This window comes from Micromonospora sp. NPDC007220 (genome assembly GCF_040634035.1).
GTDB classification, from domain to species: domain Bacteria; phylum Actinomycetota; class Actinomycetes; order Mycobacteriales; family Micromonosporaceae; genus Micromonospora; species Micromonospora reichwaldensis.
This window is the reverse complement of the sequence record NZ_JBEYEU010000023.1, coordinates 54358-68465: the sequence shown is the minus strand read 5'-3', so window position 1 is coordinate 68465 and position 14108 is coordinate 54358. Positions and strand designations below refer to the sequence as shown.

At 72.1% G+C, this 14108-nt stretch carries 14 protein-coding genes; 4 read left to right on the top strand and 10 right to left on the bottom strand.

All coding sequences use genetic code 11. From position 1 onward, the window contains the following. Positions 1-11 precede the first annotated feature (11 nt). The 5 genes from ABZ573_RS26990 to hrcA all read right to left on the bottom strand — a co-directional run bounded on the left by ABZ573_RS26990 (position 12) and on the right by hrcA (position 4666). Complete coding sequence (locus tag ABZ573_RS26990) at positions 12-956, bottom strand: ABC transporter ATP-binding protein (RefSeq protein ID WP_151452837.1); 945 nt, start codon at positions 954-956, stop codon at positions 12-14. Between the two features lie 29 nt (positions 957-985). After that, positions 986-1375: a GntR family transcriptional regulator gene (locus ABZ573_RS26985; protein WP_151452817.1), complete on the bottom strand. Its 390-nt coding sequence runs from the start codon at positions 1373-1375 to the stop codon at positions 986-988. Between the two features lie 267 nt (positions 1376-1642). Continuing rightward, entirely contained in the window at positions 1643-2377 is a 735-nt protein-coding gene (locus ABZ573_RS26980) for a 16S rRNA (uracil(1498)-N(3))-methyltransferase (protein WP_151452816.1), read from the bottom strand. Positions 2378-2424: 47 nt separating this feature from the next. Beyond that, positions 2425-3570: a molecular chaperone DnaJ gene (dnaJ, locus tag ABZ573_RS26975; RefSeq protein WP_192581261.1), complete on the bottom strand. Its 1146-nt coding sequence runs from the start codon at positions 3568-3570 to the stop codon at positions 2425-2427. A 73-nt stretch (positions 3571-3643) separates the two neighbouring features. Then, positions 3644-4666, bottom strand: coding sequence for a heat-inducible transcriptional repressor HrcA (gene hrcA, locus ABZ573_RS26970; RefSeq protein ID WP_358121805.1), 1023 nt, complete (start codon positions 4664-4666; stop codon positions 3644-3646). A gap of 244 nt (positions 4667-4910) precedes the next feature. On the opposite strand from hrcA, the gene ABZ573_RS26965 reads away from it, so the two are divergent. Then, a complete protein-coding gene (locus ABZ573_RS26965) occupies positions 4911-5609 on the top strand; it encodes a DUF4870 domain-containing protein (protein WP_358121803.1) in 699 nt (232 codons plus the stop codon). 40 nt (positions 5610-5649) lie between these two features. Here the strand turns inward: ABZ573_RS26965 and hemW are convergent, their stop codons facing one another. Further along, positions 5650-6873 (bottom strand): radical SAM family heme chaperone HemW, encoded by a 1224-nt coding sequence (gene hemW, locus ABZ573_RS26960; RefSeq protein WP_358121832.1) that lies wholly within the window; start codon positions 6871-6873, stop codon positions 5650-5652. Positions 6874-6892: 19 nt separating this feature from the next. On the opposite strand from hemW, the gene ABZ573_RS26955 reads away from it, so the two are divergent. The 3 genes from ABZ573_RS26955 (at position 6893) to ABZ573_RS26945 (ending at position 9864) form a co-directional block, all read left to right on the top strand. Further along, the gene (locus tag ABZ573_RS26955; protein WP_358121801.1) at positions 6893-7696 is read left to right on the top strand and encodes an enoyl-CoA hydratase-related protein; all 804 of its coding nucleotides are present in this window, start codon (positions 6893-6895) and stop codon (positions 7694-7696) included. Between the two features lie 182 nt (positions 7697-7878). Then, positions 7879-8739, top strand: a complete 861-nt coding sequence (locus tag ABZ573_RS26950) for a hypothetical protein (protein WP_192581257.1) — start codon at positions 7879-7881, stop codon at positions 8737-8739. A gap of 222 nt (positions 8740-8961) precedes the next feature. Next, positions 8962-9864 carry a phytanoyl-CoA dioxygenase family protein gene (locus ABZ573_RS26945; protein WP_357577604.1) on the top strand — a complete coding sequence of 301 codons (903 nt, stop codon included), beginning with the start codon at positions 8962-8964 and terminating at the stop codon, positions 9862-9864. A gap of 86 nt (positions 9865-9950) precedes the next feature. Here ABZ573_RS26945 and ABZ573_RS26940 read toward each other — a convergent pair whose 3' ends face one another. The 4 genes from ABZ573_RS26940 to ABZ573_RS26925 all read right to left on the bottom strand — a co-directional run bounded on the left by ABZ573_RS26940 (position 9951) and on the right by ABZ573_RS26925 (position 13844). Then, entirely contained in the window at positions 9951-10592 is a 642-nt protein-coding gene (locus ABZ573_RS26940) for an MOSC domain-containing protein (RefSeq protein WP_151452810.1), read from the bottom strand. A 125-nt stretch (positions 10593-10717) separates the two neighbouring features. Continuing rightward, a complete protein-coding gene (locus tag ABZ573_RS26935) occupies positions 10718-11575 on the bottom strand; it encodes a carbohydrate ABC transporter permease (protein ID WP_151452809.1) in 858 nt (285 codons plus the stop codon). Further along, complete coding sequence (locus tag ABZ573_RS26930) at positions 11572-12558, bottom strand: sugar ABC transporter permease (RefSeq protein WP_151452808.1); 987 nt, start codon at positions 12556-12558, stop codon at positions 11572-11574. The genes ABZ573_RS26935 and ABZ573_RS26930 overlap by 4 nt, the downstream gene beginning before the upstream one ends. Next, entirely contained in the window at positions 12555-13844 is a 1290-nt protein-coding gene (locus ABZ573_RS26925) for a sugar ABC transporter substrate-binding protein (RefSeq protein WP_358121797.1), read from the bottom strand. Before ABZ573_RS26925 ends, ABZ573_RS26930 begins: the two co-directional genes overlap by 4 nt. Positions 13845-14108: the final 264 nt, after the last annotated feature.

Genomic DNA, 14108 nt, shown 5'->3' with positions numbered 1-14108 from the left:
TGCTCTCCTTCTCAGTTCGCCCGGACGATGTTGGGGCGGGGCAGCGCTGCGGCGTCGGGGTCACGCAGGTAGGTCAGGACGAGGTCCTCGAGGGACAGGGGACGTTCGGTCCACCGCTGGTCCGCAACGGCACCGGCGCCGCGGACCAGCATCGTGGCCTGCCGGCCGGTGCTGCTACGGGCTACGACGGGCAACTGGGCGGCCACCGCCTCGGCGCTGTCCGCCGGACCGGTCAGCAGCCGGTGCTCGGAGAGCAGGTCGTCGATGTCCCCGCTGACCTGCACACGGCCGCCGTTGAGAACGACCAACCAGTCGCAGGTGCCCGCAAGGTCGGGCACCACGTGCGAGGAGAGCAGGACGGTCATGCCCGTCTCCGCCACGGCGGACATCAGGCTGCTCGTCACGTCGTGTCGGGCCAGGGGGTCCAGGTCGGCGAGCGGCTCGTCCAGCACCAGCAGGTCGGGCCGCTTGGCGATCGCCAGGGTGAGCGCCACCTGGGTCTGCTGGCCGCCGGAGAGCCTCGCCACCCGCCGGTCGAGCGGGATCCTCAACTCGTCGAGCCTGCCGCGGGCCAGGTCGTCGTCCCAGTTCGGATTCATCACCCGGCCGAACCGCATCATCTCCGCGACGGTGAAACCGTCGTAGAGAGGCTTCTCCTGGGCCAGGAACGCGATCCGGGACAGCGCGGCGCCGTCGCGTCCCACCGTCGTGCCGAAGACGCGGACCGACCCCCGAGTGGGTTGCAGCAATCCGACGATCATGTGGAGGAAGGTCGTCTTGCCCGCTCCGTTGGGGCCGACCAGCGCGGCGACCCGACCGGCCGGTACGGCCACCGAACACTCGCGCAGCGCCCAGGTACGGCGGTACTGCTTGCCGAGCCCGGTCGCCTCCAGCGCATTGCCCTCCCGTCGCGCATGGGCCGGATGCTCCTCCGGAGACCTGCCCAGTCCTGGCATGTTCACGACCACCGCATCCTCACTCGTCCTCACGCCGACCGCCGGAACGAATCCATCAACACCGACGCGAACAGCGCCTCCACGTCCTCCTGGTCCAGGCCGGCGCGGCGGGCCTGGCCGACCCAGGCGGACAGCTGGGCGGCGAGTCGGGCCTGCTCACCCGCGTCGGCGGTCCGCAGCGACCGACGGACGAACGTGCCCTGCCCCGGGCGGCCGATGGCGAGGCCCTCCCGCTCGAGCTCCCGGTATGCCTTGAGCACCGTGTTGGGGTTGATCGCCAACCGCGCCACCACCTCCTTGGCGGTGGGAAGCTTGTCGCCGGGTTGAAGAACCCCTAGCCGGAGCGCGTGTTTCACCTGGTGGACGAGCTGTAGATAGGTGGAGACCCCGGACCCACGATCCAGATGGAACTCGATCAACTCCGCCCCCTTTCACTATTTCAATAGTGAAAGGGTGAAGGCGTGAGGGGGCCCTGTCAAGCCACTCCGACGGATCGGCAGTGACTCGCCGCGATCACGCGGGCGTGACGCCGCCGCCGACCACCGGAATGCGCGACAGCCCTGGCACGATGGCGGTGCTGCGGCGCTGAGCCCCCGAGGCGTTCACGTCGCCGCCGCGAGCGGCCCGGCGCACGGGGATGAGCACAGCTCCGGAAGGAACCCGATGCGGCTGCGGCGTACCGACGGTCACCAGTGGCCGAGGCGGGTGGCCAGGACACTGAGGGCGGCCACCCCGGCGGTCGACGTACGCAGCACCGAGGGCCCCAGGCGCACCGGCCGGGCGCCGGCCTCGGCGAAGGCGGTCAGCTCGGCCGGGGCGATGCCGCCCTCCGGGCCGACGACCAGCACGATCTCACCGGCGGCGGGCAGCTCGACGGTGGTCAGCCGCTCCCGCGCCTCCTCGTGCAGGACGAACGTCGCGGCGGCGCCCGCGATCCGGCGGGCCACCGTCGCGGTGGACTCGTCGGGGGCGCCGGCCACCACGGGCAGCCACGACCGGCGGGCCTGCTTCGCCGCCTCGCGGGCCGTCGCCACCCACTTCTCCCGGGCCCGGGCGCCCCGGTCGCCGCGCCACTGCGCCACCGAGCGGGACGCCGCCCAGGGCACGATCTCGTCCACCCCGACCTCGGTCATCGCCTGCACGGCCAGCTCGCCCCGGTCGCCCTTGGCGATGCCCTGCACCACGACGAGCCGGGGGACGGCCGCGTCGACGTACCCCCGGGAGATGACGTCGAGTTCGAGGCTGCCCCGGCCGACGGCCGTGACCACCGCGGACGCGGTGCCGCCCCGGCCGTCGGCGAGCAGGAGTTCCTCGCCGACGCGCAGTCGTTGCACCGTGGCGGCGTGGTGCCCCTCGGGGCCGCCCAGGGTGAGCTGGTCGGCGGTGGGCAGCGACTCGACCAGGAACAGCGGCGCGGACACGACGATCAGGCTAGCCGCCCCGGCGGACGCCGGGGCGGTCAGGCCGCTCAGGCGTGGCCGTTGAAGGCGTCGCGCATCCGGGAGAAGAAGCCGCCCTGCTTGGTGAGCTCGGCGACCTCCTCGCCCCGGGTCTTGGCGAAGTCGCGCAGCATCTTCTCCTGGTCGGCGTCGAGCTTGGTGGGGGTGCGCACGTCGAGGTGGACGTAGAGGTCACCCCGGCCGGTGCCACGCAGGTGCGGCACACCCCGGGCGCGCAGCCGCAGCGTGCTGCCCGGCTGGGTGCCGGCCTTGACGTCGACCGTCTCCTCGCTGTCCAGCGTCTTGATGGTGAGCCGGGTGCCGAGGGCCGCCGCGGTCATCGGCACCGTGACGCGGCAGTGCAGGTCGTCGCCCTTGCGGGAGTAGACGTCGTGCGGCCGCTCGTGGATCTCCACGTAGAGGTCGCCGGCCGTGCCGCCGCCCGGGCCGACCTCACCCTGCTGGGCGAGGCGGATGCGCATGCCGTCCTCGACACCGGCCGGGATCTTGACGGTCAGCGAGCGGCGGGTGCGGACGCGGCCGTCGCCGGCGCAGGTCGGGCACGGGTGCGGGATGGTGGTGCCGTAGCCCTGGCAGACCGTGCACGGCCGGGCGGAGACCACCTGGCCGAGGAAGGTGCGCTGCACGGACTGCACCTCGCCCCGGCCGGCGCACGCCTCACAGGTGGCCAGGTGGGTGCCGGCCGCCGTGCCGGCGCCGGAGCAGGTGGTGCAGAGCACGGCGGTGTCGACGGTGATCGGCGCCTCGACGCCGAACGCGGTCTCGTGCAGGTCCAGCTCCAGCCGCAGGATGGCGTCGGCGCCGGGCCGGGTACGCGGTCGCGGACCCCGCGAACCGCCGGCCGCGCCGCCGAAGAACGCGTCCATGATGTCCTGGAAGCCGACGAACGGTCCGGCGCCGCCGGGGCCGCCCGGGCCACCCGCACCCCCGCCCCCGGGGGCGAGCGGGTCACCGCCCAGGTCGACGATCTGCCGTTTCCGGTCGTCCGAGAGGACCTCGTACGCGGCGTTGATGTCCTTGAACTTCTCCTGGGCCTCCGGATCCGGATTCACGTCCGGGTGGAACTGCCGCGCCAGCTTGCGGTAGGCGCGCTTGATCTCGTCGTCGGAGGCTTCCCGGCTCACGCCGAGAATGCCGTAGTAGTCCCTGGCCACTGCGTTCCGTGTCCTCATGTTCGTCTCGCGTTGCGCCGGTCGGCGGCCGGAGCCGGCCGTCGGCCCTGACTGGTCAGTTCTGGGCCAGCAGCTCGCCCACGTAGCGTGCCACGGCCCGCACCGTGGCGATGGTGCCGGGGTAGTCCATCCGGGTCGGCCCCAGCACGCCGAGGCCGCCGACGCTGGTCGCGCCCGGCCCGTAGCCGGTGCTGACCACCGAGGCGGCGCGCAGGTTGTCGATCTCGTTCTCGTCGCCGATCAGCACCCGCGTCGTGCTCGGCTCCGCCTCGCCGATGAGCTTGAGCATGACGACCTCCTCCTCCAGCGCCTCCAGGATGGGGCGCAGGGAGCCCTGGAAGTCGAGCAGGCCGCCGCGGGTGAGGTTGGCCGTCCCGGCCAGCGCGATCCGCTCCTCGTGCCGCTCGATCAGCGTCTCCAGCAGCACGGTGGAGAGGGTGGTCATGGCCGGGCGCAGGTGGGGCACCGACTCCTCGACGAGCGCCTGCACCAGCGGCGGGGTCTCCGACAGCCGGGTGCCGACCAGCTTCTCGTTGACCAGCCGGCGCAGGTCCATGACGTCGTCGGCGGGGATCGGCGCGGGCAGCTCGACCAGCCGCTGCTCGACCCGGCCGGTGTCGGCGATCATGACCAGCATCAGCCGGGTGGTGGAAATCGGCACCAGCTCCAGGTGACGCACCGAGGAACGGGCCAGGCTCGGGTACTGCACGACGGCGACCTGCCGGGTGAGTTGCGCCAGCAGCCGGACGGTGCGGTGCACCACGTCGTCGAGGTCGACGGCGCCGACCAGGAAACGCTCGATCGCCCGGCGCTCGGCCGGACTGAGCGGCTTCACCCGGGACAGCCGGTCCACGAAGAGCCGGTAGCCCCGGTCGGTGGGCACCCGGCCGGCACTGGTGTGCGGCTGGCGGATGTAGCCCTCCTCCTCCAGCACGGCCATGTCGTTGCGGACGGTCGCCGGTGAGACCCCCAGCTGGTGCCGCTCGACAAGCGCCTTGCTGCCGACGGGCTCCTGCGTGGCGACGTAGTCCTCGACGATCGCGCGCAGCACGGCGAGCTTGCGGTCGTCGAGACCCATCCTCCCCACCTCCTGTCGCACGTCGGCCCCGGCACTCGGGGGGCCGGGGCGGGCTGCTGGCACTCGACTGTAGCGAGTGCCAGTCTACGTCGGCGGGGCCGCCCGCGCGATGATCGACCTGGGGTGATCAGTCCGATCGGCGACCGCGCGGGCCCACCCGACGCCCCCGTGGGGCCGGTGTTCCGGGCGTCCCGGCCGGTGTCGCGCTGGTGCCGCCTTGCCGGCTGCCCCTACCGTGACCTTCATGACTGAACCACCTCGCCCTCCCGGAGCGGGGGACCCCGGCTTCCCGCCGGACCCGACCGCCCCGTCGGGGGTTCCCGGCCCCGCCGGCTCCGGCGACCCCACCGCACCACTGTCCGGGGCACCGGGCCCGGGCAGCCATCCTCCACCCGGTGGCTATCCGCCGCCCACCGGTGACCAGCCGCCGTCGGGCGGCTACCCTCCGCCCGGCGACTACCCACCGCCCGGTGGCTACGGACCGCCCGGCGACTACCCGCCGCCCGGCGGCTACGGACCGCCCGGCGGCTACGGAGCGCCGGGGGCCGGCTATCCGACCGGTGGCGGCTACGGACCACCGACGGGCGGCTACGCCAGCAACGAGGACAAGAACTGGGCCCTGATCGCCCATTTCGGCGGCGCGGCCGGCGTGATCGTCGGCGGCGGCATGCTCGGCTGGCTGGCGCCGCTCATCGCGCTGATGGTCCGGGGGCAGCAGTCGCCGACCGCCCGGGCGCACGCCGCCGCGGCGCTGAACTTCCAGCTCACCTGGACGATCGTCGGGGTGCTGAGCTGGGTGGTCACGCTGATCACCTGCGGGGTGCTGTTCTTCGTCCCCATGCTCGTCTGGCTGGTGCCGCTGATCTTCGGCATCATCGGCGGGCTCAAGGCCAACGAGGGCGTGCTCTACCGCTACCCGTTGACCTACACCTTCACCAAGTGACCCGGGTCGGCCGCTCCCCCGGCCGGCCCAGGCACGCGGTTCAGGGCAGCAGGTCGCGGACGACCGCGTCGGCGAGCAGCCGGCCCCGCAGGGTCAGCACGGCCCGGCCGGCCGCGTGCTCGTCGGCGGCCAGCAGCCCGTCGGCGAGGGCCCGTGCGGCACCGGCCCGACCGGCGTCGTCGAGGGCGTCCAGGGGCAGCCCGGAGGCGAGGCGCAGTCGGAGCATGACGTCCTCCATGTGCGCCTCGTCGGCCGTGAGCACCTCGCGGGCCAGGCCGGGCGACTCGCCGCCGGCGAGCCGCTTCGCGTACGTCGTGGGGTGCTTGACGTTCCACCAGCGCACGCCGCTGACGTGGCTGTGCGCCCCCGGGCCGAGGCCCCACCAGTCGGCGCCGGTCCAGTAGAGCAGGTTGTGCCGGCACCGGGCCGCCTCGTCGCGGGCCCAGTTCGACACCTCGTACCAGGAGAGGCCGGCCGCACCGAGGGCGGCCTCCGCGGCGAGGTAGCGGTCCGCGGCGACGTCGTCGGAGGGGTACGGCAGCTCGCCGCGCCGCATCCGGGCGGCCAGCCGCGTGCCGTCCTCCACGATCAGGGCGTACGCGCTGACGTGGTCCACCCCAGCGGCGACGACCTGGTCGAGGGAGGCGGCGAAGTCCGCCTCGGTCTCCCCCGGCGTGCCGTAGATCAGGTCCAGGTTGACGTGGTCGAACCCGGCGTCGCGGGCCTCGCGGGCGGCGGCGACGGCCCGGCCGGCGCTGTGCGTGCGGTCGAGGATCGCCAGCACCCCCGGCGCGGCGGACTGCATGCCCAGCGAGATCCGGGTGTAGCCGGCGGCCCGCAGCGCCTTCAGCGACTCGGGCGTGACCGATTCCGGATTGGCCTCGGTGGTCACCTCGGCGCCGGGCGCGAGCCCCCAGGTGCGGTCGATGCCGTCGAGGATCCGCGCCAGGTCGTCGGCGGGGAGCAGGGTCGGGGTGCCGCCGCCGACGAAGACCGTGTCCACCCGGGGCGGGGGCGCGTCGCCCAGCACCCGGCGGGCGAGCGCCAGCTCGGCCAGCACGGTGTCGGCGTAGTCCTCCCGGCCCGCCCCGCCGCCCAGTTCGGCGGCCGTGTACGTGTTGAAGTCGCAGTAGCCGCAGCGGCTGGCGCAGAACGGCACGTGCACGTACACGCCGAAGCCGCGCGCGCCGACGGCTCGGGTGGCGGTGGCGGGCAGCGAGCCGTCGACGGGGACGGTTTCGCCTTCTGGAAGGACGCCGGGCATGGCCACTAGTGTGCCCGGCATGACCTCTCCAGACGTGCTCGTGCGGGTCGCCACGGCCCGTGGGGTGACCACCCTCACCCTGGACAGCCCGCACAATCGCAACGCGCTCTCCACGCCGCTGATGACCCAGCTGCTGGCCGGCCTCGCCGAGGCGGTCGCCGACGACGCCGTACGCGTGGTCGTGCTCGACCACGCGGGCCCGGTCTTCTGTTCCGGCGCCGACCTGAAGGAGACGGCCGCCGCGTACGCCAGCGGGAGCGTGCCGGCCGGGATGCTCGGCGACGTGCTCGCGGCGGTCTGGGAGTGCCCGAAGCCGGTGGTGGCGAAGGTGGCCGGCCCGGCCCGGGCGGGCGGCCTCGGTCTCATCGCGGCGGCCGACCTGGCGGTGTGCGCGCGGGAGGCGACGTTCGCCTTCACCGAGGTGCGGATCGGCGTGGTGCCGGCGGTCATCTCCGCGACCGTGCTGCCCCGCCTGCATCCCCGCGCGGCGGCCGAGCTCTACCTGACCGGCGACACCTTCGACGGCCGGCGGGCGGCCGAGATCGGCCTGGTCACCGCCGCCGTGCCGGCGGACGGACTGGACGCGGCGGTTGCGGGGTACTGCGACTCTCTGGTGCGGGGGGCACCGGGCGCGCTGGCCGGGGCGAAGCAGCTGTTGCGCCGGCCGCCCGCCACGGACCTGCGGGCGGAGATCGCCGACCTGTCCACCCTCTCGACCGGGTACTTCCTGTCGGAGGAGGGACGCGAGGGCGTCCTGGCGTTCCGGGAGAAGCGGCCGGCGCGCTGGGTGCCCGCCGACGGCGACGCGGGCGCCGACCGGTAACACCGGGTGGCGTCGGGCGGGGTGTGGCCGCGCGGTGAGCGGGGACTGCGGGTTGCGTCCCGGCGGCCCGCCGGGCGTCCGCCCCGGCGGTCGGTGCCACGCCCCGGCGCTTTTGGAGAACCGGTCGGACGACCCGGAAGGCACCACGAGGGACGTACGCTTGTCGGACTGTCGATCAGGGGGTGTGGGTGCGTACTCGGGCAGTCGTGGCGGGCGGTGTCGTCCTCGTCGTCCTCGTCGCGGTCGGGATCTGGATCGTCATCCGGCAGATGGGCGGGCAGCTGCGCCTTCCCCTGGCCAGCCGGACCTGCACGGTGCAGGCGGACGGCCGGGTGGCGCTGGACCCCGACCAGATGGCCAACGCGGCGACGATCGCGGCCATCGGCATCCAGCGGAAGATGCCCGAGCGGGCCGTCGTCGTGGCGCTGGCCACCGCCTACCAGGAATCCGGCCTGCGCAACCTCGCGGGCGGCGACCGCGACTCGGTCGGGCTGTTCCAGCAGCGCCCCAGCCAGGGGTGGGGCACCCCGGAGCAGATCCGCGACCCCCGCTACGCGGCCAGGAAGTTCTACGCCGGGCTGAAGAAGGTGCGCGGCTGGGAGCAGATGCGGGTCACCGACGCGGCGCAGAAGGTGCAGCGCTCGGCCTTCCCGGAGGCGTACGAGAAGTGGGCCGACGAGTCCGAGGTGCTGACCCGGGCCCTGGTCGGGCACGCCACCGGCGCGGTCGCCTGCACGGTGGGCCGCGACCCGGCGATGCGCGGCGAGGCCGCGGCGACCGCGCTGACCCGCGGCCTGTCGTTGGACTGGGGCCTGGCCGGCGCGACCACCGCGGCGGACCTGACGGGCCTGACGGTCCCGGCCGCCGACGAGCTGCGGGGCTGGCGGTACGCGCACTGGCTGGTCTCGCACGCCCAGGACCACGGCGTGAAGCGGGTGCGCTTCGGCGACCTGGAGTGGACGGCCCGCGACGGCACCTGGAACCGGACCGACGACACGCCGGCCACCGGGCGGGTCGTCGCGGAGGTCTTCGCCGAGGCGTAGTGGCCCCCGATCTCCTTACCGGCAGTCACCGCATAAACCGGCATTACCGGCGATAACTCTCGCCACGCCACCCGGCTCTGACAGATCGTCACCGCGCCGCTCCCCACAGTCCGGACAACGGTCGCATATCGTGCTGGGCAGTACCCCGCCCCGAAACCAGCGGGTTACGATCGGCGGCCTGTGCCAGCAATGGTTTCGCCTCATGGGGAGGGGTACGTCGAAGTGTTCGACTACGGCGACCGGACCGGTTACGAACCGATCAGTGACACCGACCGCAAGGAGTTCCACGAGCAGGGCTTCCTCCTGCTGCGCAACGTCCTGACGGAGGACCACCGGGCGGCGCTGGAGGCGGCGGTGGACCGCGTCTACGCCGAGGAGAAGGCGAAGGGCACCACCACCAAGGACGGCACCCTGCACCTGTTGGGCTTCCTGGAGCGCGACGAGCTCTTCGGCGACCTGCTGACCCACCCGATCGCCTTCCCGTACATGTGGGGCCTGGCCGGCTGGAACATCTACACCCACCACAACCACCTGGACGTCACCCCGCCGGCGGCGGAGCCGGAGAAGCCCTACTGGGGGTGGCACCAGGACGGCTACCGGCAGAACTCCGACCCGGAGACGATGGACCCGAACCTGCCCCGGCCGATGTTCTCGCTCAAGGTGGCCTACGTCCTCTCCGACCTGTCGGAGAACGGCCGGGGCGCCACCAAGGTGATCCCGGGCAGCCACCTGTGGAACTCGCTGCCCCGCCCGGCGGACACCTCCGTGCACAACCCGGACCCGGAGGGCACGGTGGAGATCACCGCCAACCCCGGTGACGCCTTCATCTTCGACCGCCGCCAGTGGCACTCGCGGTCCACCAACCTGTCGACCATCACCCGCAAGATGCTCTTCGTCGGCTACACCTACCGGTGGATCCGACCGCTGGACGAGCTGCACATCGACAAGGACGGCGAGTGGTGGGCCAACCGCACGCCGGTGCAGCGCCAGCTCTGCGGTGAGGGCACCCACACCGCCAACTACTGGGGCATCAACTGGGACGGCTACATCGACGACGAGATCCCGCTGCGCAAGGAGCTCAAGCAGCGCGGCCTGCTCGACCGCAACGTGCCCTGGCTGCGCTGAGCCGGTCACCCGGCGCGCGCCGAGCCGACGTCGGACGGGCCCCCTCCCCCACGGGACGGGGCCCGTTCCCGTTCACCCGCCCGCCGTCAGCTCCGGCCGGCGAGCCGGCGGCGCACCTTCTCCCGGACCCCGTCTGGCAGGTCGGGCGCGTCGAGCAGCCGGGGCAGCAGCTCAGGCTCCAGGCTCAGGGCCCGGAACACCTCGCCGATCGTCACCCCGTGCGCGGGCCGGTCCACCACCTCGACCGGGTCCCCCGCGCCGACCTCCCCCTCGCGCAGCACCCGCAGGTACGCCCCGGGCGTCGCCCGTACCGTGAACCGTTTGATCAGGTCGGGTACGCCCCAGAAGCCGGCGAAGGTGGTGCACGGCGTGCGCGGCTTGGTCACCTGGAGCAGCGCGGACCCGACCGCCCACTGCTCGCCGATCACGGCCCCCGTCACGTCCACCGCGTACGTGGTCAGGTTCTCCCCGAAGCCGCCGGGGCGGATGCTGCGGCCCATCTCCCCCGCCCACCAGGACGCGTCCTCCTCGGCGTACGCGTAGACCGCCTGCTCCGGACCGCCGTGGTGGGCGCGTTCGCCGATGAAGTCGCCGGCCACCCCGTCCACGCGCAGCAGCACCGGGCCGCCGACGGGCCGCTTGTCGATGCCGCTGCGGCCGCTCGCGTCGCCCGCCCATTCCGCCTCGGTCACGCCGCCGAGGTTCACCGAAGCCAGCCTGCCCGTCATGGCGGTCAGCCTAGCCCGCTGCCGAACGCCCCCGACACGCGAAGGAAGGGCCCTCGTACACGAGGGCCCTTCCTTGCACTGCGCGTTTGGAGCCGGCCAGGGCCGGCTCCTCCCCGTGCGGGGGGTCAGCCCTTGACGGCGCCGGCCACCAGCCCGGAGACCATCCGCCGTTGCACCAGCAGGAAGAAGATGATCACCGGCAGGGTGAACAGCGTGGACGCGGCCATCACCGGGCCCCAGGCGGTGTCGTCGCGGCCGAAGAAGAACGTCATCGCGACCGGCAGGGTGTAGCTCTCCTGGTCGTTGATGAAGGTCAGCGCGAAGATCAGCTCGTTCCAGGCGGTGATGAACGAGAAGATGCTCGTCGCCACCAGGCCGGGCGCCACCAGCGGGAAGAGGACCTTGCGGAAGATCTGCGCCCGGCTGGCCCCGTCGATGGCGGCGGCCTCCTCCAGTTCCTTGGGCACCGCGGCGACGAAGCCGCGCAGCATCCAGACCGCAAACGGCAGCGAGAAGCCGAGGTAGGTGAGGATCAGGCTCGGCAGGGTGTTGTAGAGCCCGAGCCGCTGGATCATCAGGAACAGCGGGATGACCAGCGCCTCCAGCGGGATCATCTGCACTATCAGCAGCATGATCAGGAAGGTGGTCCGCAGCTTGAACCGGAACCGGGCCACGGCGGTGGCGGCCAGCAGCGCCACCAGACCGCTGAGCACCACGGTGGCGACCGCCACCAGCGCGCTGTTGAGGAAGAAGTCGCCGAAGGTGACGCCCGGGATCAGGTTGCCGGTGAGGATCTGCCGGTAGTGCTCCAGGGTCGGCTCGGTGGGCACCGGCCGGGGGGTGGACGAGAAGATCTCCGAACTCGGCTTCAGCGAGGTCGCGATCATCCAGTAGACCGGGAACGCGGCGAAGAGCGCCACCAGCAGCCCCGCGCCGTTGAGCGCGAGTCGCTTCGCGCCCCCGCCGCCTCCGCGTCGGGTCACGCGTCCTCCTCCTGCTTGAGCACCATGCGGACGTAGAGGCCGGTCACCACCAGCAGGATCAGGGTGAGGATCACCGCGATCGCGGCGCCGAGACCGTACTTCGGCGGGGGTGAGAACGCCTCGGCGTACGAGTAGATGGAGAGCATGAACGTCGGCCGGTCCTGCGTGCCGCCGGCCAGCACGAACTGCTGGGTGAAGACCTTGAAGTCCCAGATCGTGGAGAGCACGATCAGGATCCCGAAGACCGGCCGCAGCAGCGGGAAGGTGATCTTCCAGAACACCTTCCACGGTCCGGCTCCGTCGACCCGGGCCGCCTCGTGCAGCTCACTCGGCACGCTCTTCAGCCCGGCGAGCACGCTGACCGCGATGAACGGGAACGAGTGCCAGACCACCACCAGCGTCAGGATCGAGAAGAACAGCAGCGGCGAGTTGAACCAGCCGTAGCCCGTCCAGTCGCTGCGCCCGAAGAGGCTCTGCGACAGCCCGTCGGGCAGCGCGTTGAACAACCAGGTGACCAGGCCGCTGGTGTCGTCGAAGATCCATTTCCAGACGATCGTGCCGGTCAGCGCCGGGGTGGCCCAGGCGAGCATCACGCAGCTGGCCACGAAGGCGGCCATCTTCTTGCCGAGCCGGTTGAGCAGCAGCCCGACCAGGGTGCCCAGGATCATCGTGAGCACGACGTTGGCCACCGCGAAGAGCACGGTGTTGCGCAGCACCGTCAGGAAGAACGGATCGCTGAGGATCTCGGCGTAGTTGCCGAAGCCCACCCACGGCCACTCACGGTCGCCGCGCAACTGTCGGACGTTGTTGAGCTGGTGGAAGGACATCACCACCACCTGGCCGAGCGGCCAGAGCAGCAGCACGCCGATGATCACCAGGCAGGGCAGGAGCAGCAGGTAGGGCAGGCGGTCCACCCGGCGACGCCGCCGCGCGGGGGTCTCCCGCGCGGCGGCCGTCTCCGGCGCCTCGGTCAGCGTGGTCACTTGGCGTTGAGGATGCTTTCCATCTCCGCGGCCGCGTCGGCGGTAGCCTTCTCGACCGTCTTCTGACCCTTCATGACCGAGCTGTTCATCGCCTGGGTCACCGTCTTGGTCCGGCTGACCTCCACCCACTTCGGGGTGAGCGGCGTGAGCTTGGTGTTCTGCATCGTGGTGGCGAACGCCGACATGATCTTGTCGTTGGCGTACTTGTCGCCGCCGACCAGGTCCTTGTAGACCGGGAAGAAGCCGAGGCTGTCGGCGAAGGCCTGGTCGTTCTTCTTGTTCACCAGCACGGTCAGGTAGTCCCAGGCGAGATCCTGCCGCTCGCTGTCCTTCCAGACCGCGACGTCGGAGCCGCCGGCGAAGCCGGGTGCCGCCTTGCCGTCGGGGCCGGGGATCGGGAACGTACCCCAGACCTTCTCGATCTCCGGGTTGTCCTTCTTGATGGCGCCCTGCTGCCAGCTGCCGCCGAAGGCCATCGCCGCCTTGCCGGTGGCGAACTGGGTCCGGGCGTCGATCTCGTTCCAGCCCGCGGCGGCCGGCGGGGCCACCTTGTGCACGGTCACCAGGTCCGTCCAGAACTTGACGGCCTTCTGCGCCTCGGGCGTGTTGTAGCCGGACTTCCAGGAGTCGCCCTGCTGCGTGGCGATCTCCGCGCCGGCGCCCCACAGGAACGAGTAGAACGGCAGCTCGGAGTTGCCCGGCAGTGCGATGCCGTAGGTGCCCGGCTTCTTGGCCTGCACGGTCTTGGCGGCGGCGACCAGCTCGTCCCAGTTGGTCGGCGGCTTGACACCCGCCTCGGCGAACCAGTCGGCGCGGTAGTACATCCCCCGGACACCGGCGTACCACGGGACGCCGTACTGCTTGCCGTCGAGCTGGGCGTTCTTGACCAGGTCGGGGAGGAGGTCCTTGCCCTCGGTCCAGCCGTTCATCCGGTCGGTCACGTCGGCCAGCGCCTCCTGCGCCGCCCAGCCCTGGGTCTCGGTGTTGCCCAGCTCGGTGATGTCCGGCCCCTCGCCACCGGCGAGCGCGGCCTGGAACTTCTTCGGCGCCTCGAGCCAGGGGATGTACTGGACCACCACGTCCGTGTCCGGGTGCTTCTGCCGGAACTCGGTCTCGACGCCGTCGAGGAACTTGGTCTGCGCCTCGCTGCCCTCGCCCATCATCCAGACCGTCAGCTTGCTGTTGTCGGCGGCCTTGTCGTCATCCGAGCCACCGCAACCGGCCAGGACCATCGCGGCCGAGGCCACGACGGCGGTGACCGGGGCCAGCCGCTTCCACCTGTTCACGCCACATCTCCCTCGCGCCGCTTGGCACTAACCTTCTCCGCCGCACCTTAGTAGGAAAAATTCCTTTACGACAGTGGGCGGTTGGCGAAAGAGAGGCGACGGTACCGCAGCGGGTCGATCACGCGCGGCCGGGCGCGGGGGCGAAACCGGGCGCACCGAGACGATCGGGCGTACGCGAAACGGGCGCCCGACCTGTGCGGTCGGACGCCCGTCGAGCGGTACGGGAATTACCGGTGGGTGACGCTGCGGCGACGACCCACACCG

Bases quoted from the DNA above. Each gene is read 5' to 3' on its own strand.
- ABZ573_RS26955 (WP_358121801.1), top strand. From the start codon at position 6,893: ATGACCTCTCCAGACGTGCTCGTGCGGGTCGCCACGGCCCGTGGGGTG.
- ABZ573_RS26940 (WP_151452810.1), bottom strand. From the start codon at position 10,592: ATGACGGGCAGGCTGGCTTCGGTGAACCTCGGCGGCGTGACCGAGGCG.
- hrcA (WP_358121805.1), bottom strand. From the start codon at position 4,666: ATGGGTCTCGACGACCGCAAGCTCGCCGTGCTGCGCGCGATCGTCGAG.
- ABZ573_RS26965 (WP_358121803.1), top strand. From the start codon at position 4,911: ATGACTGAACCACCTCGCCCTCCCGGAGCGGGGGACCCCGGCTTCCCG.
- hemW (WP_358121832.1), bottom strand. From the start codon at position 6,873: ATGCCCGGCGTCCTTCCAGAAGGCGAAACCGTCCCCGTCGACGGCTCG.
- ABZ573_RS26990 (WP_151452837.1), bottom strand. From the start codon at position 956: ATGCCAGGACTGGGCAGGTCTCCGGAGGAGCATCCGGCCCATGCGCGA.